General features: G+C 67.6%; 20 protein-coding genes and 2 pseudogenes. 14 read left to right on the top strand and 8 right to left on the bottom strand.

Translation table 11 applies throughout. The features are described 5' to 3' along the window. The 5 genes from AB7O82_RS10655 to AB7O82_RS10635 all read left to right on the top strand — a co-directional run bounded on the left by AB7O82_RS10655 (position 1) and on the right by AB7O82_RS10635 (position 6,187). Positions 1–2,277, top strand: coding sequence for a xanthine dehydrogenase family protein molybdopterin-binding subunit (locus AB7O82_RS10655; protein WP_428546704.1), 2,277 nt, complete (start codon positions 1–3; stop codon positions 2,275–2,277). A gap of 83 nt (positions 2,278–2,360) precedes the next feature. After that, positions 2,361–2,591, top strand: a complete 231-nt coding sequence (locus AB7O82_RS10650) for a hypothetical protein (protein WP_428546665.1) — start codon at positions 2,361–2,363, stop codon at positions 2,589–2,591. After that, positions 2,555–3,505 carry an NAD(P)-dependent oxidoreductase gene (locus AB7O82_RS10645; protein ID WP_428546662.1) on the top strand — a complete coding sequence of 317 codons (951 nt, stop codon included), beginning with the start codon at positions 2,555–2,557 and terminating at the stop codon, positions 3,503–3,505. The genes AB7O82_RS10650 and AB7O82_RS10645 overlap by 37 nt, the downstream gene beginning before the upstream one ends. A 283-nt stretch (positions 3,506–3,788) precedes the next feature. After that, complete coding sequence (locus AB7O82_RS10640) at positions 3,789–4,148, top strand: response regulator (protein WP_428546659.1); 360 nt, start codon at positions 3,789–3,791, stop codon at positions 4,146–4,148. Positions 4,149–4,150: 2 nt separating this feature from the next. Then, complete coding sequence (locus AB7O82_RS10635; RefSeq protein WP_428546656.1) at positions 4,151–6,187, top strand: sensor histidine kinase; 2,037 nt, start codon at positions 4,151–4,153, stop codon at positions 6,185–6,187. A gap of 68 nt (positions 6,188–6,255) precedes the next feature. Here AB7O82_RS10635 and AB7O82_RS10630 read toward each other — a convergent pair whose 3' ends face one another. Together AB7O82_RS10630 and AB7O82_RS10625 are read right to left on the bottom strand one after the other, a co-directional pair. Beyond that, the gene (locus AB7O82_RS10630; protein WP_428546653.1) at positions 6,256–6,681 is read right to left on the bottom strand and encodes a GFA family protein; all 426 of its coding nucleotides are present in this window, start codon (positions 6,679–6,681) and stop codon (positions 6,256–6,258) included. 399 nt (positions 6,682–7,080) lie between these two features. After that, a complete protein-coding gene (locus tag AB7O82_RS10625) occupies positions 7,081–7,536 on the bottom strand; it encodes a YbaK/EbsC family protein (protein ID WP_428546650.1) in 456 nt (151 codons plus the stop codon). A gap of 59 nt (positions 7,537–7,595) precedes the next feature. On the opposite strand from AB7O82_RS10625, the pseudogene AB7O82_RS10620 reads away from it, so the two are divergent. After that, positions 7,596–7,970: pseudogene (locus AB7O82_RS10620) on the top strand (DUF2437 domain-containing protein); the annotation flags it as partial. A gap of 189 nt (positions 7,971–8,159) precedes the next feature. On the opposite strand, the gene AB7O82_RS10615 reads toward AB7O82_RS10620, so the two are convergent. Then, positions 8,160–8,804, bottom strand: coding sequence for a DUF5074 domain-containing protein (locus AB7O82_RS10615; RefSeq protein ID WP_428546647.1), 645 nt, complete (start codon positions 8,802–8,804; stop codon positions 8,160–8,162). Positions 8,805–8,905: 101 nt separating this feature from the next. Continuing rightward, entirely contained in the window at positions 8,906–10,126 is a 1,221-nt protein-coding gene (locus AB7O82_RS10610) for a helix-turn-helix domain-containing protein (RefSeq protein ID WP_428546644.1), read from the bottom strand. A gap of 136 nt (positions 10,127–10,262) precedes the next feature. Here AB7O82_RS10610 and AB7O82_RS10605 point away from each other — a divergent pair, with 136 nt between their 5' ends. Next, positions 10,263–11,012 (top strand): DUF899 domain-containing protein, encoded by a 750-nt coding sequence (locus tag AB7O82_RS10605; protein WP_428619360.1) that lies wholly within the window; start codon positions 10,263–10,265, stop codon positions 11,010–11,012. Further along, entirely contained in the window at positions 11,009–11,326 is a 318-nt protein-coding gene (locus AB7O82_RS10600) for a hypothetical protein (RefSeq protein WP_428555118.1), read from the top strand. Before AB7O82_RS10605 ends, AB7O82_RS10600 begins: the two co-directional genes overlap by 4 nt. A gap of 51 nt (positions 11,327–11,377) precedes the next feature. Here the strand turns inward: AB7O82_RS10600 and AB7O82_RS10595 are convergent, their stop codons facing one another. Further along, the gene (locus AB7O82_RS10595; RefSeq protein WP_428555116.1) at positions 11,378–11,830 is read right to left on the bottom strand and encodes a PPC domain-containing DNA-binding protein; all 453 of its coding nucleotides are present in this window, start codon (positions 11,828–11,830) and stop codon (positions 11,378–11,380) included. Positions 11,831–12,335: 505 nt separating this feature from the next. On the opposite strand from AB7O82_RS10595, the gene AB7O82_RS10590 reads away from it, so the two are divergent. Both AB7O82_RS10590 and AB7O82_RS10585 read left to right on the top strand, forming a co-directional pair. Continuing rightward, a complete protein-coding gene (locus tag AB7O82_RS10590; RefSeq protein WP_428619349.1) occupies positions 12,336–14,405 on the top strand; it encodes a P-loop ATPase, Sll1717 family in 2,070 nt (689 codons plus the stop codon). A 117-nt stretch (positions 14,406–14,522) separates the two neighbouring features. Then, on the top strand, positions 14,523–15,725 hold the full coding sequence (locus tag AB7O82_RS10585) for a CaiB/BaiF CoA transferase family protein (RefSeq protein WP_428555111.1): 1,203 nt from the start codon (positions 14,523–14,525) through the stop codon (positions 15,723–15,725). 392 nt (positions 15,726–16,117) lie between these two features. Here AB7O82_RS10585 and AB7O82_RS10580 read toward each other — a convergent pair. Further along, positions 16,118–16,534: pseudogene (locus tag AB7O82_RS10580) on the bottom strand (DUF2267 domain-containing protein); the annotation flags it as partial. Positions 16,535–16,860: 326 nt separating this feature from the next. Between AB7O82_RS10580 and AB7O82_RS10575 the strand changes: the two are divergent. Together AB7O82_RS10575 and AB7O82_RS10570 are read left to right on the top strand one after the other, a co-directional pair. After that, positions 16,861–17,196, top strand: a complete 336-nt coding sequence (locus tag AB7O82_RS10575) for a hypothetical protein (protein WP_428619347.1) — start codon at positions 16,861–16,863, stop codon at positions 17,194–17,196. Positions 17,197–17,353: 157 nt separating this feature from the next. Then, complete coding sequence (locus AB7O82_RS10570; protein WP_428619344.1) at positions 17,354–17,791, top strand: CBS domain-containing protein; 438 nt, start codon at positions 17,354–17,356, stop codon at positions 17,789–17,791. Positions 17,792–18,147: 356 nt separating this feature from the next. Here AB7O82_RS10570 and AB7O82_RS10565 read toward each other — a convergent pair whose 3' ends face one another. Further along, a complete protein-coding gene (locus tag AB7O82_RS10565) occupies positions 18,148–19,371 on the bottom strand; it encodes an amidohydrolase family protein (RefSeq protein WP_428553368.1) in 1,224 nt (407 codons plus the stop codon). A gap of 30 nt (positions 19,372–19,401) precedes the next feature. Here AB7O82_RS10565 and AB7O82_RS10560 point away from each other — a divergent pair, with 30 nt between their 5' ends. Beyond that, a complete protein-coding gene (locus AB7O82_RS10560; protein ID WP_428553365.1) occupies positions 19,402–19,578 on the top strand; it encodes a hypothetical protein in 177 nt (58 codons plus the stop codon). Positions 19,579–19,594: 16 nt separating this feature from the next. Here the strand turns inward: AB7O82_RS10560 and AB7O82_RS10555 are convergent, their stop codons facing one another. After that, positions 19,595–19,918 (bottom strand): hypothetical protein, encoded by a 324-nt coding sequence (locus AB7O82_RS10555; protein ID WP_428553363.1) that lies wholly within the window; start codon positions 19,916–19,918, stop codon positions 19,595–19,597. 372 nt (positions 19,919–20,290) lie between these two features. On the opposite strand from AB7O82_RS10555, the gene AB7O82_RS10550 reads away from it, so the two are divergent. Continuing rightward, positions 20,291–20,974 (top strand): thermonuclease family protein, encoded by a 684-nt coding sequence (locus AB7O82_RS10550; RefSeq protein WP_428553360.1) that lies wholly within the window; start codon positions 20,291–20,293, stop codon positions 20,972–20,974. Positions 20,975–21,459 lie beyond the last annotated feature (485 nt).

The raw sequence follows: 21,459 nt of genomic DNA, 5'->3' as shown, positions 1-21,459 counted from the left end.
ATGCTGCGCCACGTGCCCGATCTCCTGGTGCCCGGAACGCGACCCGCGGGTCCGCCGGCACCAAGACAGGGTCAGCATGGCCATGTCGGCGAACCGGTGTCGCGGCTCGACGGCGCCCTCAAGGTACGCGGCGCCGCGCGCTTCGCCGCCGAGGTCCCTCTGGAGCGCCTGCTCTACGCCGCCATCGTCCATTCGACGATCGCGCGCGGCCGAATCGCTGCGCTGGAGACGGCCGCTGCCGAGGCGGCGCCCGGCGTGGCCCTGGTGATGACCTATCGCAACGCGCCGCGGATGAAAGCACCGGAGGCGTTCGGCGAGGGTGACGGCGTTGCGGGCAGCAACCTGCCGGTGATGCAGGACGACTCCATCCACTGGAACGGCGAGGTGGTGGCCGTGGTACTGGCCGAGACGCAAGAGCAGGCCGACCATGCGGCGGGATTGGTCTCCGCAACCTACGAATCGGCGACGGCGACCACGGACTTTGCTGCTGCGCAGACGGGAGCGCGCGGCCCGGGTCAGGTCGTCGGCGAGCCCGCCATGGTCGCGAGCGGCGATGCCGAGATCGCCCTGGCCGAGTCGGAGCACCGGGTCGATCGTACCTATTCGACCCCGCCCCTGAACCACAACGCGATCGAGCTGCATGCCGCGACAGTGGATTGGGTGGGCGGTTCGCTGGTGGTGCACGACGCCACGCAGATGATCACCGGCACGGCGGGCGCGCTCGCCCACGTGTTCGGCCTGAGGCCCGATCAGGTGCGCGTGCTGTCGCCGTTCGTGGGCGGCGGCTTCGGCGGCAAGACACTGTGGAGCCATCAGATCCTCGCTGCCGCCGCGGCGAAGCTCGCGCGCCGGCCCGTCCGCCTTGTGCTGAGCCGCGCCGGGGTCTATCGGCTGGTCGGCGGCCGCACGCCAACCGTACAGCGCGTTGCGCTGGGCGCGAACCGCGACGGCCAGCTCGCGGCCCTGATCCACACTGGCGTCGCCGCCATGACGGCGCACAATAACTGCCCCGAGCAGTTCACTTTCCCGGCCCGCCATCTCTACGCCGCCCGGACCCTCCGGCTGGAGCAGAAGGTGGCCGACATGGACATGCTGGCCAACAGCTGGATGCGCGCGCCCGGCGAGTCGATCGGCACCTTTGCGCTGGAAAGCGCGATCGACGAGCTGGCGTACGAGATGAAGATCGACCCGATCGAGCTCAGGCGGCGTTGGGAGCCCCAGCGAGACCCCACGAGCCGGTCGGCCTTCTCGTCGCGCCACTTGATAGAGGCCTACGCCGACGGCGCCAGCCGCTTCGGCTGGGAGCGGCGCGATCCGACCCCGGGCCGGCGGCGCGATGGCGAGTGGCTGGTCGGCATGGGCGTGGCCACCGCCACGTATCCCTACTACCGCATGCCCGGAGTCAAGGCGCGGCTTCGGCTCGACGCCTACGGCCATCTCACGGTCTCGACCGCGGGTCACGAGATGGGCATGGGCACCGCGACGGTGCAGGCCCAGCACGCCGCCGACCGGCTGGGCTTGCCGCTCGAGCAGGTGTCGTTCGCCTACGGCGACAGCCTCCTGCCGGCGGGCGCGATGGCCGGCGGCTCGTCGCAGACCGCGGGCACCGTGGCGGCCGTGACGGCGGCGTCCGTAGCACTGGTCGAAAAGGTGCTCAAGCTCGCCGGCAACGACAGCCCGCTCGCCGGGCTGAGGCCAGACGACGTCGTGGCGTGCGACGGCGGCCTCGCGCACGCCCGCGATCCATCACGGCACGAGAGCTATACGTCGATCCTGAGGCGGGCCCGTCGCGACAGCGTCGAGGTCGAGCAGGCCGGATCGATTCCCCTCGAGCAAATGAAGTATTCCATGCACTCCACCGGCGCGCAGTTCGCCGAAGTCGGCGTCAATGCGGTAACCGGCGAGGTGCGGGTACGCCGCTTCCTCGGATCTTTCGACTGCGGCCGCATCCTCAATCCCAGGACGGCGGCCAGCCAGTTCCGCGGCGGCATCGTCATGGGCATCGGCCTGGCGTTGTCGGAGCACACACTGCTCGATCCGCGCAACGGGCGTATCGCGAACCCGAGCCTCGCCGAATATCATGTCCCGGTACACCTCGATGTGCCTGAGATCGAGGTGATGTGGACCGATATCCCCGATCCTCAGGCGCCGCTTGGCGCGCGCGGCATCGGCGAGATCGGCATCACAGGCACGGCGGCCGCGATTGCCAACGCCGTGTTCAACGCCACCGGCAAGCGGGTGCGCCACCTTCCCATCACGCTGGACAAGCTGCTGTGAGGCTCGGACGCGTTTTCTTCAGCGACGCGAGGAGCACCTCTTTGCTGGGAGCGCGCCACTCCGATGGCGCTCATGCGATCAGCGTGCCGGCGGCGCTCGCCGCGGCAGGGCTGGGGGGCACATTCCTGACCGAGCCGTATTTCCAGCCCGAGGTCCGAAGTGGCCGCTTGAGTGTCATCCGGACAACGCCCCGGATCCCGCCCATCCGGAATTTCGCGGTCTACCGTTCGGACGGGCTCGATCCGCTTGCCGAACGCGTCGCCAGGATTGCCCGCAAATGCCGCGACTTCTCGTTGCGCTCGATCGCGGCTTGACGCATGTCGATATGGCGGCACATCAGGGGGAACGGCACATGCGCCTAGGCTATCTCGGCGTCGGCAACATGGGACAACCCATGGCCGGAAAGCTTCTCGACGGCGGTCACGAGGTCTGGGTGTTCGACGTTCGGGAGGAGGCCATGAAACCTCTTCTGGAACGGCAGGCGCGCCGCGCCGCGTCACCCGAGGCCTTGGCCGATGCCTGCGAGACCGTGATCGTCTCGCTGCCCACGCTCGCCGTCTTCCGCGAGGTCGTGATCGGGTCAGGGCTGCTGTCCGGCAAGGCCATCAGGACTCTCGTGAACACCTGCACGGTCGGCGGAGCCTTCAGCCGGGAGATCGAGGCCGCCTGCGCCGCGAAAGGCATCGTTCTCGTCGATGCACCGATCAGCGGCGGAGTCGTCGGCGCAAAGGCCGGTACGTTGACGACGATGGTTGCCGGCGATCACGCGACGGTCGCGGCGCTGCAGCCTCTCTTCCGGCTGTGGGGACCAACGGTCGTCACGGCGGGCGACAAGCCGGGTGCGGCCCAGATCATGAAGCTCGCCAACAACCTCCTGTTCGCGGTCTCGCTGGTCGGCACGGCGGAAGCGATGACGCTTGCCGGCAAGGGCGGCATCTCGCCCGAATCGATGCTGCACGTCCTGAACAACAGCACCGGCCGCAACTTCTCGACGATGGTGCTGTTCCCGCAGGCCGTGCTCCCGCGCACTTTCGAGTTCGGCGCCACCTTCGAGATCCTGATGAAGGACGTCGATCTCGCCATCGAGCAGGGCGAGGATCTCGGTGTCCCGATGTGGGTCTGCCAGGCGGCGCGCCTGGTGCTGAAGCACGGCGTCTTTCAGGGTCGGGCGCAGCAGGATCTCTCGCGCACCATCGAGATCATCGAGGACGGCACCCGAACCGGGTGAGCGGGCCTGCATCAAGCGCATCATCCCGAGCGGGCTCTGTGACAAAATAGTAGTTCCGGTCGTCACGGCACTGCTGTCATCCCGAGCGCAGCGAGGGACCTTTGAGGCCGCAATGGAGATCGCTGCGCTCGGGATGACGGCGATTGTGGATCGATGATGTCGTGAAACCCCCGAGGCGCACCGGCGACAGGCCGGGCTTCCATCCCTCCGGGCAATCCTGGTCCGGCCATGGCGCGCCGTCCGTCGAGCCGGTAGGATCGAGGGCACAGCAATGGAGCCCCACTTGTCCCTGGCCGGGACGCGAACGTTCATCGTCGAGGACGAGGCGCTGATCCTGTACCTTCTCCAGGACATGCTCGAGGATCTCGGCTGCAAGGTGGCCGGAAGTGCGGTCCGCCTGGATGATGCCTTGGCAAAGGCCGCGGTGCTGGCATTCGACATCGCGATTCTCGACGTCAATATCGCGGGTGAGCGGATCGATCCGGTAGCCGATCTGCTTGCGACCCGCGGCATTCCGTTCCTCTTCGCCACCGGCTACGACCGCGCATCGCTTCCGTCCGCTCATCGCGATCGTGTCATCATCGCCAAGCCCTACAGGACGCGTGACCTCGAAGCGGCGCTCGCCGCAACCCTTCCCGCATGAAGGTGTCGAAGCAAGACAACCCGGCCGGGACCAGGGGACACTCGGCCTCCGTCCATCTCATCTTCCTTGCCCTGATCGTCGCCGTGCCTCTGCTGTTGCTGGTAGGCGTTCTGCTCTACCGCTCCGTGACGCTGGAGAGCGAGCAGATCAAGCAGCGCATCGACCAGGTTCTCGAGGCCCTCATCGCCGATATCGACCGTGACACGGAACGGCGCGTGGCCGTCCTCGAGACGCTTTCCACCTCGCCCCTGCTGGCGGCCGAAGACTGGCCCGCCTTCTACGCCCAGGCCAAGGATGCCCTGCGGGGCCGCGCGTACCTGGTGCTGGTCGATGCCGAAGGGCGGCAATTGATAAACACCTATGTGCCTTTCGGCGAGGCGCCGAATGTGACGGGCGATCCCTCGACGCTGCAAAAGATGCAGCGAGCGCCGCGGCCGGTCGTCTCCGACCTCTTCACCAGCCTGGTGGTGAAGCAGCCGGTTTACAACGTGTCGATTCCCGTCCTTCATGGCAACGAGGTGCGCTTCGTGATGAGCCTCGGCCTGATGCCCGAGGATCTGCGCAGCCTGTTGCGGGGCCAGAGCCTGCCGCCGGAATGGTCCGCCGCCATCTGGGACAGCAAGGGCATCACCATGGCCCTCACGCACGACCATGCACGGCTTCTCGGTACGGCCGCTCCAGCCCGGCTTGTCCGGCAGCCCCAGGGCTCGGTCATGCGAACGACGAACATCGACGGCAGGGAGGTGCTGCTTGCCGTGGGTCGTGGGCACTGGTCCGACTGGACCATATCCGTCGCCTTCCCGGCGGCCCTGGTCGACAGGCAGGTGATTGCCTCCCTGCTGTTCTGGAGCGCCACCATTCTGCTGGTGGGCGGCCTGGTCATCGCGCTCGCCTTCCTGTTTGGCAGGGCCCTTACCCGACCCCTTGCAGCGGCTACGGCCGCGGCGCGCGCCCTGGGCCGGGGCGAACCCTTCGTCATTCGCAACTCGGCGATCCGGGAGGTCAACGCGGTAGGCAACGCGCTGCGGCGGGCTCGGGACGATCTCGACAGAGGCTCGGCAGCCTTGCGAAGAAGTGAAGAGCGGCTGCGCGACGCGGCGGAGGCCGCGCAGTTCGGGGCACATGAGTACGATGTCGTCAACGACCGCTCGTTGCGGTCGCCGCAATTCCTGAAGATCCTGGGTGCCGACCAGGCCGACGCCACGGCGACCCTGGAATCAGGTCTCGAGTACGTTCATCCCGACGATCGCGAATCGACACGATGCCGCAAGCGCGAGATCCTGCAGGGCGGCGAAAGTCGTTACCAGCTGGAATACCGCATCCGCCGGCCTGACGGGCAGGTGCGCTGGGTGATGGATCGCGGCCAGGTGATCCGCGACGCCGCGGGCAAGGCGCTGCGCGTCGTTGGCGTCGTCCTCGACATTACGGACATCAAGGAAGCCGAGCAGCGACAGCAGCTGCTGTTCGACGAGCTGAACCATCGCGTCAAGAACACGCTGTCGATCGTGCAGGCGCTCGCCCAGCAGACGCTTCGGACAAGACCCGATCCCCGGGAATTCGCCGAGGTGTTCACGGACCGCCTGGGCTCGCTGGCGCGCGCCCATGGCCTGCTGACCAGCGATTCATGGCGTGGCGCCGCTCTTCGGGACATTGTTGCCACCGCACTCGAGGCCTTCGCCGGCGAAGGGAGACCGGTCGAAATTGCCGGGGATCAGGTGCTGATTCCGGCCAACACCACCATCACCCTCAGCCTGATGCTCCACGAGCTTGCCACCAATGCGGCCAAGTATGGCGCTCTCTCGGTCGACGAAGGAAAGGTTTCGATCGGCTGGAGCGCCGTACCGTCGGGAGCCGGCATCGAGGTCGATCTGCATTGGCAGGAGCAGAATGGCCCGCCGGTGGCGGCGCCTCGGTCCCGAGGCTTCGGCACACGCTTGCTCAACGGCAGCGCCGAGCAGCTTGGCGCCCGGTTCGACGTCGACTATGCAGCGCAGGGCTTCCGCTGCCGCTTGCGCTTCTCCGTCCCGCGACACCGGTGAGCGGCCCCGCATGGGACCTGGCAAGTGGTGGTCCCGAGCATGTCCCGCGCCAGCCGCGCGTCCCGCCGTCACTGCCGGAAGTGCTGCTCGTAGGTCTCGACGAGGGGCGACAGGTCGGACCAATCGCGGCGCGACCGAACGAAGACGTGGCGAAATGGGTAGCGTTCCGGGCTGATCGAACGCGGCTCGTCGAACGCGCCGGCTGGCAGGGTGCGCAGGCCGGGCGCGGCCTGCAGGGTGAACCCCAGGTTTGTGCCGCAGCGCGGGCAGAATTCGACATCGAGCCAGCGCCCCGACAGGTCGGAGACGTGGCGATAGCGGCTGACCTTCCCGGCCATCGTGACCTGGTCGGCGTTGAACACGACCTCGGTGCCGAATGCGGTTCCGGTGCGCCGCTGACACCAGGTGCAATGACAGATCGTCACGCGCAAAGGCTCGCCGGTCGCGGTGAAACGGACCGCACCGCAAACGCATCCGCCGCCGAGTTCCGTCATTGTCCTTCCTCCCATCTCGCTGGTGTGCCGCTGGCAGACTGCCACCCATGACACATCTTCATATCCCTCCCCCGCAATCGCAGGGCATTCGCATATGGCAATAGATCCGTCATCCCGAGCGAAGCCGCCCGAAGGTTTCTTGCTGATGCAGCAAGAAGAAAAGTCCCTCCACTACGCCTCGCTGCGCTCGGCTCCGGTCAGGATGACGGCTTTATTTTCCATATGCGAATGCCCTGCCCGCAATCGGGGGAGGTGGCACAGAGGGCCGGAGGGAGAAGGCCTCAAACTCGATTGCTCCGACTATGACTTCGCAATTGGACGGATCTCGACTGCGGCCTTCCCTCTCCGCCCGTATGACGGGGCACCTCCCCCAATTGCGGGGGAGGATTGGAGATGTGTCTACTGGCAGACATCGACCCATTGGGCGTCGACCAGCGCGGCCATGCGCACCGGATCAATCCGCATCGCCGCCCGCGTCGAGCCGGCGGCGGGGACGACCTCGTGGAAGGCCTTGAGCGCGACATCGAAATAGACTGGCAGCGGCGTGGCGAGGCCGAACGGACAGACGCCGCCCGGCGGATGGCCGGTGAGCGCCTGCGCCTCCTCGGCCGAGAGCATCTTCACCCTTCCGCCCAGGGCACTCTTTGCCTTCCTGTTGTCCAACCTCGAATCGCCACAGGTCACCAGCAGCAGATTGCGCTCGCCTGCCCGCACCGACAGGGTCTTGGCGACCTGTGCCGGCTTGACGCCCCAGGCGCTGGACATCGCCATCGTGGTGCTGTCCATCTCGAGCTCGACGATTTCGATGTCGGGCGCCTTGTCGGCCAGGAAGGCGCGAACTGACTCGAGACTCATGTCGATGCTCTCCCGACGCGATTGGTCCAACGGTCTTCGCTCCGACGGCGCCAGACGTCATGCACGGAGCCGACACACTGGCCGCCCTCCTACCTCATCGCCGGTTCAGCATCTTGAACGTTTGTGCAGCACTTCGAACGCGCGCCTGCCGCGGCGCGCCGGCCAATGCGCCACGGGAACGCCGCACAAAGCTTCAAGACACCGGGATCGTCCCCTCCCTACCCTGCCCGGCGAGCCGCGTGGCGATTCGGATCCCGGAAAGACGGAGGATGGTCATGAAAGCAACTGGAACGGTCTCTCGCTACGTCCGCTTCGAGCGCGCTGACGGCGCCGCCTACGGGCTGCTGGAAGACGACGTCGTCAAGGAGCTGCAGGGCAGCATCTACGAGCGTGCCGAGCCGACAGGGCGGGAATTTCCCGCCTCCAAGGTCAGGATGCTGGTGCCCTGCGAGCCCTCGAAGGTGATCGCCGCCGGGCTGAACTACGCCAGTCACCGCGTGCATGTCGAAAGCGAGGAGGGCGTGTTCCTCACCGTCGCCGGCAAGCCCGCCTCCAGGCAGCAGCCCGTCGTGTTCGCCAAGTTCCCGACAAGCCTTATTCGGCTCACTCTGATCGAACGCACCTCAAGCCGCGGCGCGGCGTGGGCGGCGCACGGCGCGCACCTTGCCGCTGCGGCCGCCGCCGCAGAAGAAGCGGTCGCCGCCGTCGGACTCGAGGCCCGACACGCCGACGCCCGGCGGCATCGCGAGGCTTTCCCGGACTTCGCCGGTCTCGGGATCGATGCGTCGCAGCTCGCTCTCGTCGCCTTCCCAGGTGCCGTGCCACAGCTCGCCGTCGACCCAGGTGACGCCCGTGACGAAGCGGTTGGAATCGATGGTGCGCAGGATGCGGCCGGTCTCGGGATCGATCTGATGGATCTTGCGGCCGCGATGCTGGCCGACCCACAGCGTGCCCTCGGCCCATGCCATGCCGGAATCGCCGCCGTCGCCGGGCGCCGGAATGGTGGCGAGCACGCGGCCCGTCGCGGGATCGATCTTCTGGATGCGCTTCTCGAATATCTGGAAGATGTGCCGGCCGTCGAACGCCGTTCCCGCATGCGCGTCGGCCGCGATTTCGCGCACGACGGTGCCGCTCGTCGGGTCGAGCACGTTCAGCCTGTCGCCAGAGGCGAACCAGACGTGCCGCCCGTCGAAGGTCACGCCGCCTATGTTGGCGGCGCCCGGAAAGGGTCCGTATTCGCGGAGGATCTCGGCGGGGGCTGGGGGCATGGGTTGTGTTCCTTCTGGCTTCATGGTCTTCCGGACCGCGAGCGTCTCGCTCGCTCATGAGCTTGAGCGAGCGAGACGCTCGCGGTCCGGAAAACCATGATCTAATCACCCGCCACGGCCGCGGGGAGTAACAACGTCGTCGTGAATCGCGGCAGCGGCGGCGTGATCCAGCGGCGCGCCCGGCCGCGGCCGAACGACTGCACCTTGCCGGTCTCGGCCAGCGCGTCGAGCGCCCGTTGTACCGTGCGCTGGCTAGCGCCGAGCGCCAGCGCGAGGGCCGAGCTCGACCACGCCTCGCCATCGGCCAGGAAGGCCAGCACCTCGCCGTGCGGCTCCTCGACCGGACGCGCCAGCACCACGACCTCGCACTCCCGGCGCGGGGCCAGGGCGAAGCCGCGCGCGGTCGCCGCGATGCCGGCGAGCGGCCTGAGCTTGGCGCGCAGCCGGCCGATCTCGACCCGCAGCCGGGCGCGATGGGACTCGTCTGCGTGTCGCGCGCCGAACACCCGCGCCAGCAGCGTCACGCGGTCGGCATCGCCGGGCCATGCCTCGGCGAGCGTGCGGGCGAGCGCGAACAGCACCGGCCGGCCGGCGAGCGAGATCGCGGCCGCGCCGTCGCGCACGATGTAGCGGCAGGCATCGACGACCAAGGCCTTCGCTCCTTGCAGCGCCTCGACGTCCTGCAGGCGGAGCGGCCGCTCCGCGCCGCGCGCCAGCAGGCGAGCCGCCGGCGCGTCGAGCAACGCCTGCGCCTCCCGAACCTCCGCCATGAGCGCCGGGATGCCGGCCTGGCGCGCGGCGCTTTCGGCCTGCTCGAGCGCGGAACGCGCCGCCACGGTGCTGAGGCGCCGCATGGCGATGCCGGCGACCACCAGCGCATGCGCGGCCCGCGACGCCGGCGGGAACACGGCGGGATCGAGCCCCTCGAGCGCCCGCTCGGCCTCGTCGAGGCGGCCGAGCAGCAGCAGGCGGCGGCCCTGCAGGTAGCGCGCATGCGCGGCGTTCAGCAGGTCGGCGTGCTGCTCGAGCGTCACCCGCGCCGCCTCGAGCGCCCGGGTGGGCCAGCCGAGCTCGCGCGCGGCAAGCGCGATCTCGGCCTCGGCGACGACGCAGCGTGCCCGGGCCACCGCCTCGCGCGGCCCGAACGCGCGCGCCGCCTGCTTCACCAGCGCCTTCGCGCGCAGGAAATCGCCGAGCTGCGCCATGGCGATGCCGCGCAGCGCCAGCGCCGGCGCATCGTCGCGCAGGGCCACCCGGTTCAGGGCGCCGAGCGGATCACCGGCCGCCAGGGCGCGCGCGGCGGCGGTGATCAGCGAATCCACGAAAATCCCGCCACACTTGTAACTCCCACCGCGTCGACCTCAGGCTCCATCTTCGTGGCGTGACCACTTGTCATTTCTCGACCAACGACCCTCCGACAACATCGAGGAGCACATCATGACCACCATCAACGCCACTATGAACCATCCCGTCGTGTCCCGGCAGCAATGGCTTGCCGAGCGTACGAAGCTGATGGCGCGCGAGAAGGAGCTGACCCGCCTCAGCGACCAGATCGCGCGCGAGCGCCGGGCGCTGCCCTGGGTGCGGCTCGACAAGACCTACAGCTTCGACACCCCGGCCGGCCGGCGCACGCTCGGCGAGCTGTTCGACGGCCGCCACCAGCTGCTGGTGCAGCATTTCATGCTCGCCCCGGGCTGGGAGCAGGGCTGCAAGAGCTGCTCCTACATGGCCGACCATACCGACGCCACGCTCGTGCACCTGGCGCAGCGCGGCGTCGCCTTCGTCGCCGTCTCGCGCGCCCCGCTTGCCGAGATCGAGCGCTTCCGCCAGCGCATGGGCTGGACCTTCCCGTGGGTATCCTCGCATGGCACCGATTTCAACACGGACTTCCACGTGAGCTTCACCGCCGACGAGCTGGCCAGCGGCAAGGCCGACTACAATTTCGGCGGCACGCCGCCGGGCGGGGAAATGCCCGGCGTCAGCGCCTTCTGGAAGGACGATTCGGGCGCGATCTTCCACACCTACTCGACCTATGGCCGCGGCGTCGAGGTGATGATGCACACCTACCGTCTGCTCGACCTCACGCCGAAGGGCCGCGACGAGGACGGGCTCTCCTTCACCATGGAATGGGTGCGCCATCACGACCGCTACGAGTCGCCGGCGCCGGCCGCGAAGCCGGCCAATGCCGGCGCGTGCTCCGGCCGATGAGCCTCACCTGCCACCTGGTCGGCAGCAGACTCGGAGGCGGCCCGACGAAGCCGGGCCGCCTCGGCGCCGCCGACTGGCTGTCGCTGGCAGCCGCCCCGACGTTCGCCGGTATGGCTCTGCTCTCGGCCATCCTCGGCGGCGGCCCGCTCGACGCACTCTGCGCCGCCAGCCCGGGGGTGTCGGTGCTCACCGGCATGGTGCCGATGTACGTGCTGATGAGCGCCTTCCATGCAACCCCATGGCTGAGACGGCCTCGCCGGCCGGGACGCTCCCCTCGAGACGCCACGCCTCGCGTCACTCCGCAGAGCCTGTGACTCGTTCGTCCCCGATTGAACGCTTGTCATGCATGGCGAGGAGAACGTGCTCTACGATCGGGAGGCCCCGAGGTCGATGAGGGCGAGGCCGGATTGCCGGTCGTGCCGCTTGCGCAGATGCACCGGCGACTCGGTAAGCACGAGCTCCAACGTCGGCCGGATCGTCGCCTTCAGGAGGTGGCCCGCCAGCGCGCTGTAGTCGCGACGACCGAGCACGCAATGGACATGGATCGCCGGCGCACCGTCGGGCCCCAGCGCGACATCGCCGGTGAGCGAGGCGACCTCGACCTGCTCCGCAAGGTTTCGCTCGAGGTACTCCTTCCTCTCCCAGTCGAAGTAGCCGAGGGTCACCTCGGAAAAGGCGCCGATGGCGGTGAACTGCGCCCCGGCCAGCCTTTCCTGCGCGGCGAAGCGCCCGAGCCGGCCCATCAGCTCGTCTCCGGTCTCGAAGATCAGCACGAAGGTCCGCTGACCGTCGTCCTCATGAAGCAGTCTCGACTCCATGCCTGCCCTCCGCGATGGGCGCCCACGGTTTGCGCAGCGAGCGTCCCGAAGCCCTCGCAACGCCGTGCGCCGGATGGAGTTCCCGCAAGGGAATGAACCTCCTTTTCGTGTTCCTCCTATGAAAATAAGGGCGGGTTACCGCCCCTATTTTCTCACCATCGTGGTGCGCGCCGGGCGTGCTGGTGTCTCCCCGTAATCGGGCAGGGCATTCGCATCTGGAAAAACGCCGTCGTCCCGAGCGAAGCCGAGCGCAGCGAGGCGTAGTCGAGGGACCTTTCTTGTGCAGCACCGGCAAGAAAGGTCCCTCGACTACGCCGCCCTTTGGGCGGCTCCGCTCGGGATGACGGCGTTTTTCCAGATGCGAATGCCCCCGTAATCGGGGGAGGATTCGATGCGTCCTGTCGCGACCCGCAATGAAGTCGTAATCTTCCCGCACCTGGCCGACCGACCCGGCCCAGGTGCCGAGTGATCGTAACGTGAACCAGCAGGAACGGTGGTGTCATCGATGCAGGCGTGGATCATCGACGCGAGCGAGATGGATGCCGAGGACATTCTCAATTTCCGGTCCAATCTTCTCCATCCCAACCCTGAGATAAGATCGTTCCTCCGGCCGGAGAACAAGGCCACCACGATCGTCATCGCGCCCAAGGGCTTCGGCAAGACCCTGCTGCTCAAGGCGAAGCGGCTGTCGATCCAGGACAAGTACGCCCACATCCTGCCGAGCGGCGCCCTGGTCGAGAAGCCGAGCGGCCTACCCAGCGTCATCCCGACCAGCGACTACGGCGATTTGCGCGACAGCGAAGGCTACTGGCGCTCGGTGTGGCTGCTGTCCTTCACCATCGCCATCCTCAAGGCCACGGCCTGGCAGCCCGGCCGCTGCAGCCGCGCGCTCGCGGCAATCGTGCAGGACGACAATCTCCTGTCGGTCTGGGAGATCTTCGACCACATCCTGTCGGCCCAGGTGAACACCTATCACCAGCTCAACAACGACTACAACGACGCGCTGCTGCCGGCCTTCCGGCGCCTGCACGAATCGACGGCAATCTTCGTCGACAACATCGACGAGTACTACGAAGGCATCCTGCGCGAGATGAATGCCGGCCGCGAGCGCCCCATTGGCGGCCGGGTCAAGCGCAGCTTCTGGCACCTGGCGCAATACGGCATCGCCGCGGCGGCGCGCGAGCTCAGCCACATCAACACGCACGTCAAGATTTACGTCTCGATCCGCAAGGAGGTCCTCCAAGGGATCATCGGCGACACCTATTTCGGCCAGCAGCTGCGCAGCAAGTCGCTGATCGTGAGCTACACCGACAGCGATCTCCTGGAGATCGTCCACAAGAACATCGCCCACTCCAACGCCGAGGACCTGGCAGACCCGCGCTCCAAGGACCCGGCGACGGCGTTCTTCGGGCCCCTGAAGCGCGTCACCCATCCGACGACCGGCGACGAGGAGGAGGTGCTGGGCTTCTGGCTGCGCCACACCCTGGGGCGTCCGCGCGACGTGGTCTCGATCGGCAAGGCCATCGCCAGCATCCCGCCGACCGGGCGCAGCGAACGGCGCGTCCGCGAGGCGGTGCGCGCCGAGGCCAAGACCATCGCCACCGCTTACTTCGCCGAGATGGCGCCGCACCTCGACGGCTTCGACTCCGACATGCTGCTGCGGCTGATCGACCACAACGTGCTCGCGCCCGACGACCTGAAACGCATCTCCGGGGCCTATGCCGGCGCCTGGCTGGCAGCCTTCGGCGAGGCCGCGCCGCACACCGAGCATCCGTTCTGCGCCCTCTTCAAGCTGGGGCTGCTGGGCTATGTCGGCCGCGATGCCGAGTCGGGCGAGGACATGCAGATCTTCCGCCTGCCTGGCGAGCATCCGCTGGACAACGTCCAGGTCCTGCCGCCGGCGCGCATCTACCTCATCCATCCGGCGCTGGACGACCTGGTCGCCGAGCGCAACCCGCAATATTTCGAGAACCTGAACGACCGCAACGTCATCGGCCGCGGCCGCCGCTGGCTGCGCGAGCGCGTCATCCACTACGTGCTGAAGGGCGACGTCAGGGGCCATTCGGAGACCATGCGCGACGGGCTGCGCACCAAGGCCTTCGCCGCGGTGTTCGATTCCATCGTGTCGGCCTTCGGCTCCAGGCTCGCGCATGCGGAACGCTCGCAGGGCGATTCGCTCCTGCTGATCGACGCCAATCCGATAAAGCTTCTCCAGGCAGCGCGGAACATCCAGCGCGACCTCGGCCGCTCGGAGTTCGGCTCGCAGCTCAGGTTTGCCGGCGATGCCGGCTTCGTCGAGATCGCAGTCGGGCCGCGGCAGGCAGAGCCCTATGGCATCGCCCTCCAGAACGCCGCCCGCCTGGAGCCGCACGTCGAGCCGGTCGAAATCTACGTTACCGAGGAGTTCGTCCGGCATGTCGCGGAAGATCGCGGCAACCACCTGCCCTTCGACTTCGTCCGCCTCGGGCCCGAGGACCTCAGGAACCTGCCGTGGCAGGACGGCCTCTTCGACATCTCCAAGGCCGGCGGCGAGCCCGCCATCCTGACGGCCATCTACCGCGTCAATTTCCACTGACCTCCCAGTGGCGCTCATGCTCTTCTGGACCGCGGGCGTCCCGCCCGCTCAACAATTCATGAGCGGGCGGGACGCCCCCGGGCCGCAAGAGCGACAAAACTGGCAGGAGACTGTTCCGTGACGACGTCAGAAGCATCCCGTACCGTGCCCTTCAAGGGCCTGCGTGTCGTCGACGCGAGCCGCGTGCTGGCCGGACCGTCCTGTGCCCAGCTGCTGGCCGACATGGGTGCGGACGTCATCAAGATCGAGAGCCCGGAGGGTGACGAGAACCGGCGCTGGCCGCCGCTGATGGAGAACGGCCTCAGCAGCAACTACGCCAGCGTCAACCGTGGCAAGCGGGCGATGACGCTCAACATGAAGGCGCCGCGCGCCCGGGAGATCCTCGGCAAGCTGGTGACGTCGGCCGACGTGTTCCTGCACAGCTTCCTGCCCGACACCGCCGAGCGGCTCGGCCTCAGCTACGAGGCGATGCGGGCGCTGAACGCGCGCCTGATCTTCTGCTCGATCTCCGGCTACGGCGCCGAGGGACCGCTCAGCAACAAGCCGGGCTACGACCTGATGGTCCAGGCCTTCGCCGGACCGATGTCGGTCACCGGCTACGACGACGGCCCGCCGGTGCGCACCGGCGTCTCGTTCGTCGACATGGCGACCGGCCTCAGCGCCTACGGCGCGATCGTCACCGCGCTGTATGCTCGGCAGCATACCGGCCAGGGAACGTGGGTGCGTACCTCGCTGCTCGAGACCGCGGTGTCGATGCTGAGCTACCACGCGATCGGCTGGCTGCAGGCCGGTATCGTGCCGCGCAAGCAGGGATCGGGCGGCGCCAACCAGGCGCCCTACCAGGCGTTCCGCTGCCAGGACGGCCATGTCCTGGTGGGTGCACCGAACGATGCCGCCTGGCAGCGCCTGTGCACGGCCCTGAACGATCCCGCCCTCGCCGCCGACCCGCGCTTCGCCACCAATGCCAGCCGCCTGCAGCATCGCGACATCCTGGTCGGACTGCTGGAGGCGCACCTGGTGCGGCATCCCGGCGAGCACTGGAGCGCCCTGCTCGAACGGCACGGCGTGGCGGTCGCGCCGATCCAGAGCTTGGATCGCGTGCTGACGGGCGAACAGGTCCTCGCCAACAGGATGGTCGTCGAGGCTCGTGACGCCGAGGACCGCGCCTGGCCGCTGCTCGGCACGCCGTTCAAGATCGGCGACAGCGGCACGGCCGCCGGATCTTCGCCGGCGCTGGGCGCGCACACGGATGAGATCCTGCGCGAGCTGGGCTATTCGGACAGCGATCTGTCCAGCCTGCGGCGCGACAAGGTTGTTTGAGAAACGTGCGCGCCGGGAGCGCGCCACTCCGTGGCGCTCATGCTCTTCTGGACCGCGGGCGCCTGCCCTGAGCCTGTCGAAGGGTCTCGCCCGCTCATGGCCGGGAGCGCGCCACTCCGTGGCGCTCATGAGGATAGCGGATACACCGATTGTGGATTGGAAGAAGCGCATGAGCGCCACGGAGTGGCGCGCTCCCGGCGCATGAGGCCATCACTCGCGGGCTCCCAGCCCTGAGCTTGCATCACGCAGCGGCGGCATCACTCGCGACTGCCGCCGTCATTGGCTGCCGCACCATGTCGTGCCCGGAACCTCCTCGCCTCCTGGGCGTGCTGGGCGGCCCGGCCGGTCCCGGCCTTGTCCTCGCGCGATGTCTGTCGGGCCTCGTCGAGATGCCACAGCACCTTGATATCCGCCGGCAGCGCATCCCGCACCCTCTCGCACTGGCCGCGTGGCAGATGGGCCGACAGCACGCCGAACACTGATGTCACCGCGTCGCGAGCGTTGACGGGCCGGGTGTCGGCCAGTCTCTCGTTCACGTTGCCCAGGAAGGCGTCCTGGTCACGGCTTCGATCGGCCGGCTGGCTGGGACGGTAACCGTCGTAGTAGCTGCCGCGCACCAGGAGAGGCAGCTGTGCGCCCAGATGGGCGGCAAGATCGGCGGGGATCCTGTCGCGCAGCGCGCGCAACACCGCGCCCAGCACGTGCCAGGCGACCTGGCGGTCCGGCCCGACGTCGGCCATCACCTCGTCCAGCCAGATGTTGGTGGTCTGCAGGGTCTTGTCGAAGACGTCCAAACCGGTGGCGCTCATCGGCTCCTCCACTCCACATGCCCGGAGGCAATGTCCTCGCCGCCAGCCGGTTGCAGGGCAGCCGACAATCGGCGGCCTGGTCGTCGCTCGATCGGCTTGCAGCCTGGAGGGGTGCGTCAAGAAGCCCGAGCCGCGACACCGAGCCGTTCGTCCGTCCATGGCGGACGCAATAGCTGCTCGCCTTCGCCTGCGTGGCAACGCCCGGGCGATTGCCGATCATGCTGCAGCAACGCCAGCCGGCGCGCGCGCGTTGCGACAGAAAGAGGAAGACGATCATGCAAGGCGACATTCTCACGACTGGATGGCCCACGACTGGATGGCTCGCCATGACCGCCCTGGGCGCCTTCGCTCTCGGGGCGGCGATAGGCTGGGCTGGCTGGTACTACCGGCGCTGGCGACGCGGCATCGGGCCGCCGGGAGCGCGCCCGACCGACTATCCGCCGGCCGCCGACCCGGAACGACGCGAGCGCTACGCGCGCATGGAAAGGGAGGCGATGGCGGAAGCGGAGCTCGGTGATCCGGGGCCCACCAGGCCGCGGGACGTCGGTCGACTCGCCATCGTCGTCGCGGTGGCTCTTGTGCTCGCAATCACCACGGTTGGCGTGATGTGGGCCCACAATGCGGACTACGGCACCCCGGTCGCGGAGACCGGCCGTCGATAGCGCCCGAAAATCCCCGTCGATCGGATTGTCCAAAACGGGGGCCCCGTTGTGCGGGTGGGCGACATGCGGTCGGTCGGGCGCGCAATTTTCGCGATACGCCAGGGCACCATCGGCGCCGTTCCGAGTTGGCTCTTCAGCCCAACGAAAGGAGGGAACCATGCGAGTCAGCGAAGTCATGACGCGAGATGTCTGCATCGCCGCGCCCGAGCAGACGATTCAGGAGGTGGCGAAGATGATGGGAGACATCGACATCGGCGTGCTGCCGGTGGGCGAGAATGATCGCCTGGTCGGCATGATCACCGACCGTGATATCGCCGTGCGCGCGGTCGGCCAGGGCAAGGGTCTGTCGACCAAGGTGCGCGACATCATGAGCGAAGAAGTGAAGTACTGCTTCGAGGACGAAGACACCAATCATGTGACGCGCAACATGGGCGACCAGCAGCTGCGGCGCCTGCCGGTCGTCAACCGCAAAAAACGGCTGGTGGGAATCCTCTCGCTCGGTGACCTGGCGATCGCGAAGGACGGCCGGGCCGCCGGCAACGCCTTGAAGGATATCTCCCAGGCCGGTGGCCTGCATTCGCAGACTGACGAGTGACGGGTCCTCGTGTCGTCCGGGGATCGCAAGCCGAATACCTGCGGTCCCTCATTTGGTCCGGTTCGACGCAGCAGTGCGCCCGAGCTGCGGGGGAGCAGCTAGCCTGACCTGCTGCACAGGGACAGGCTGCGGCAGTTGCAATGACAGAAAAGCCGTCAACCCGACCGGAGCCGAGCGCAGCGAGGCGTAATGGAGGGACCTTGTCGCTGCATCGGCAAGAAAAGGTCCCTCGAGTGCGCCGCCAATGGCGCTGTGGACAGCGCCATTGGCGGCTCCGTTCGGGATGACGGAAAAAAGGAACATGCGAATGCTTCGGGGCACGATCGAGACCGAGCCCGCGTCGCCGCGGGCGCCGCTCAGCGTCGGTGCTTGTCGGAGACGATCACGCCTTCCTTGAGCACCAGCCTAAGCCGTCGCACGTTGTCTATGTCCTCCAGGGGATTGCCGTCGACCACGATCAGGTCGGCGAGCTTGCCGACCTCGATCGTGCCCAGCTCCCTGCCCACGCCGCAGATCGCCGCGCCGTTGCGCGTCGCCGCGACCAGCGCCTGCCACGGCGTTGCGCCATCGCGCACCCAAAGGCCCAGCTCGAGCAGGGCCGCCTCCTTGAGCGGCCGGATGTCCGACCCCAGCGCCATCTTGACACCCGCCTTCAGCGCCTTCTCGAACCAGACCCGGTGGACGTCGGAGGCCGCATCGGCGCGACAGCACAGATCGGGCGCCAGGTTGCGCTGCTTGACCCAGCCCAGCTCCCAGCTGTTGGTCGCCTGCTGGGGCGTGAGATGGCTGATCGCGAGCGTCGGCACGTACCAGGTGTCGTGCTTCAGGAGCAGCTCGATGCACTCGTCGTCCATGATGTAGCCGTGCTCGACGCTGTGTGCACCAAGGCGGATCGCATTCTTCACCGCCTCGGGATTCGTCGCATGGGCCATCACCTTGAACTCGCGCAGATGACAGATATCGAAGGCCGCCTTCAGCTCCTCCTGCAGCAGGAAGGAGTTCTGATGGCGGTCCCAGGCCGGGCCCATGATGCCACCCGACAGGTTGAGCTTGAAGTGGTCGACGCCGTTCTTGATCTGCTCGCGGATCGCCTTGACGAAGCCATAGGGCCCGTCGCACTCGAGTGCGTGTCCAGAGGTGAGAAAATGGCCGCCGGTGGTGGTGAGGAAATGGCCTGACGCGAAGAGGCGCGGGCCGACATGCTGGCCCGAGTCGAAGGCGCGCTTCCAGGCGACGTCCATGTAGCTGTGCGAGCCGGCGCAGCGCAGCCCGACGATGCTCGACTCGGTGAGCGCCGTCCTCAGCCGATGGCCGAACAGCGTGACCTGGTCGGCCAGCGGCATGTCGTCGACTGCGTAGTAGTCGGGATGGATATGGACGTCCCACAGGCCGGGCATCAGGCAGGCTCCGGCGAGATCGATCTCGATCGCGTCGTCCCCGTCGGAAGCGCCGAGATCGGGCGTGCTGCCATCGGTGCGGATCTCGCGAATGCGGCCGCCGTCGATCAGCACCGCGGCCCGCTCGACCGCTCTGGGTTCGACGCAGTCTATCAGCGTCGCGTTCTTGAGGAGGGTGCGCATGATAACTCACGACCAAAGAGTTGCCGGGCGATGATGCCGCGTCTGGCCGCGAGTGTCTTCCACCTGACGAACTTCCAATCCAACAACGCGGACAGAGGCGTGATTCCGCCGGAGCTGATCGACCGCGTGGTCACCCGGTCCGGGATGCCCAACATCACGCTCGCCGACATCGCGGGCACCATTCTCTATCCCGAGCTGAACGTCTGAAGGCCGCGGACGCGGTTCACTTCGCCTGCTTGCGCAGCGGCGGCGTGCTCGTGCAGCCGACGGTCGGGCAGTTGGTGCCAAACCCGCGCTCGTCGAGGATGCAGGCAACCACCGACTCGCCCCGGTACGGCATGCCGTAGCAGGCCGGGTCAGCACGGCAGGCAGCGGCATTGCGATGGCGCCCGCAGGGATCGCCCGGCGCCGCCGGGCACCAGTCTCGCGGGTTCTCACCGCACGGCGGCGGCTGGGCAGCCACCGGCGCTGATGCGACCGCCAGACCGGCGAGAACGAGCCCCAGCAATGCCGAAGCGACGCTGGCGACAGCCACGGCAGACTTCATGTCCCGTAGCCTACCACGCAGAAGCACCCGCGGTCTGCCGGAAGCGCTTTTCGTGATACCTCAGATGTCCCACCAGGAGAGAAGCTCCATGCGCATCCTCATCGTGTTGCTCGCCTTCGCGGCGTTCAACCTCTTGACGCTGACGACGCCCGAAGCGGCCAAGCAGAATCTTGCCGCCTGGGCCAGCCTGGCGGGTCGGCGGTAGCGCCGGAGTCGCCGACGGGCGATCGGGCAGGCGGCGGTGACAGGCCGGCCGATCGAACGATGCCGACCGGAGGCGGAGACGCAACGGCGACAACATATAGTCGGGAGCGCGCCACTCACAGACGCTACCATTTGCCGTCACCTCGCCGCTTCGCTGGGAGCGCGCCATTGGTCGCGCAGGAATCTCCACCAAAGTGGCGTTCTGGTTTGTGCAATCGACAAGTGAGCCACCGTGCGCGTCCCATTCTTTCAGCCGCCCTGCAGCAGCCGCAATCGTCACACAAGGTTGCCGCCATGAAATTGCTGCGCGTCACGGCGGTAGCCGCCTCCCTGCTCCTCCCCGCCTCGACTCAGGCCCAGTCCCAGCGCCGCGCGCCAGCCGATCCACCACCGTCCGAATGCACCGCGCAGGGCGCACTGCCGAAGGAATGGTCGGGCGTGGCCTATCCCATCGACGGCGACACGCTGGCCGGAGTCGGCCTCAAGCCGCACATCCGACTCTGGGGTATCCAGGCACCCGAACTGCTCGATCAATCGAAAGCCGAGAGCGTGGCCGGCATGCGCGCTCGCGCCGCGCTCGCGGACCTGCTGTCGGGGTCGGATCACAAGATCAGCTGTCGGATCCAAAAGTTCGACCGCGAATGCCATGTCGTGGCGCATTGCACCCTGCATGATGGTGTCATGCCGATCGATCTTGGCGGCGCCCTGATCGCGAGCGGCATGGCCTACGGTGCTCACCTCGACGAGACGCTGCCATGGGAACCAAAAGCCAGCCAGCGCTACAGCACCGCCGAGTTCGAGGCCCGCAAGAACAAGCGTGGCCTGTGGCCGACCTGGCTGGGCGCGAAGTAGCCGCAGGGGCGGCCGCTCGGACAGGACCACCCCGGCTTCTCGCCTCGGTTGCAGGCGCCACCTTCACCCTGAATCTAGCCAGGACCAGGACACAGGCGACTGTCCCGCCTGCCGTGCCACTCCAGTCCCGTTGCGGAGCCATTGCAGCGAAGTATACAGTAATTCACTGTACATTTCCTGACGGTACCCGCTGAGATGGTAAACAGGTCGCTTCGTTTGCGGTTGCTGCCTTGGCCTCGCCGGATCGCCCTGCCAGATGGGATCGCGTATCGATCGCCGCTCCTCCGGCGGCGGCCTTGGAGGTCTTGCTTGGAGCATTGGATGTGACCGATCGCGCGACCGTCGAAGGTGGAGAACGGCCGTCGGTCGCCACTGATATTGCTATCGCCCTTCTTCGGGCGCGACGAAGGGATCCCGGACGACACATCCCTCCTTCCGTCTGGGGAAGACGAGCCTTGGACCGGATCACTGGCCGATCTCGAACG

Origin of the sequence: Reyranella sp. (genome assembly GCF_050185545.1) — a bacterium.
Taxonomy (GTDB): Bacteria; Pseudomonadota; Alphaproteobacteria; order Reyranellales; family Reyranellaceae; genus Reyranella.
Note: the sequence above shows the minus strand (reverse complement) of the source record. Positions and strands in the feature narration are given on the sequence as shown.

Coding starts and splice junctions, on each gene's coding strand:
- AB7O82_RS10630 (WP_428546653.1), bottom strand. CDS start 6,681: ATGACGGAACTCGGCGGCGGATGCGTTTGCGGTGCGGTCCGTTTCACC.
- AB7O82_RS10575 (WP_428619347.1), top strand. CDS start 16,861: ATGACCGCCCTGGGCGCCTTCGCTCTCGGGGCGGCGATAGGCTGGGCT.
- AB7O82_RS10615 (WP_428546647.1), bottom strand. CDS start 8,804: ATGCCCCCAGCCCCCGCCGAGATCCTCCGCGAATACGGACCCTTTCCG.
- AB7O82_RS10605 (WP_428619360.1), top strand. CDS start 10,263: ATGAACCATCCCGTCGTGTCCCGGCAGCAATGGCTTGCCGAGCGTACG.
- AB7O82_RS10560 (WP_428553365.1), top strand. CDS start 19,402: ATGATGCCGCGTCTGGCCGCGAGTGTCTTCCACCTGACGAACTTCCAA.
- AB7O82_RS10555 (WP_428553363.1), bottom strand. CDS start 19,918: ATGAAGTCTGCCGTGGCTGTCGCCAGCGTCGCTTCGGCATTGCTGGGG.
- AB7O82_RS10565 (WP_428553368.1), bottom strand. CDS start 19,371: ATGCGCACCCTCCTCAAGAACGCGACGCTGATAGACTGCGTCGAACCC.
- AB7O82_RS10625 (WP_428546650.1), bottom strand. CDS start 7,536: ATGAGTCTCGAGTCAGTTCGCGCCTTCCTGGCCGACAAGGCGCCCGAC.
- AB7O82_RS10570 (WP_428619344.1), top strand. CDS start 17,354: ATGCGAGTCAGCGAAGTCATGACGCGAGATGTCTGCATCGCCGCGCCC.
- AB7O82_RS10590 (WP_428619349.1), top strand. CDS start 12,336: ATGCAGGCGTGGATCATCGACGCGAGCGAGATGGATGCCGAGGACATT.
- AB7O82_RS10600 (WP_428555118.1), top strand. CDS start 11,009: ATGAGCCTCACCTGCCACCTGGTCGGCAGCAGACTCGGAGGCGGCCCG.
- AB7O82_RS10645 (WP_428546662.1), top strand. CDS start 2,555: ATGCCGCGACTTCTCGTTGCGCTCGATCGCGGCTTGACGCATGTCGAT.
- AB7O82_RS10595 (WP_428555116.1), bottom strand. CDS start 11,830: ATGGAGTCGAGACTGCTTCATGAGGACGACGGTCAGCGGACCTTCGTG.
- AB7O82_RS10655 (WP_428546704.1), top strand. CDS start 1: ATGCTGCGCCACGTGCCCGATCTCCTGGTGCCCGGAACGCGACCCGCG.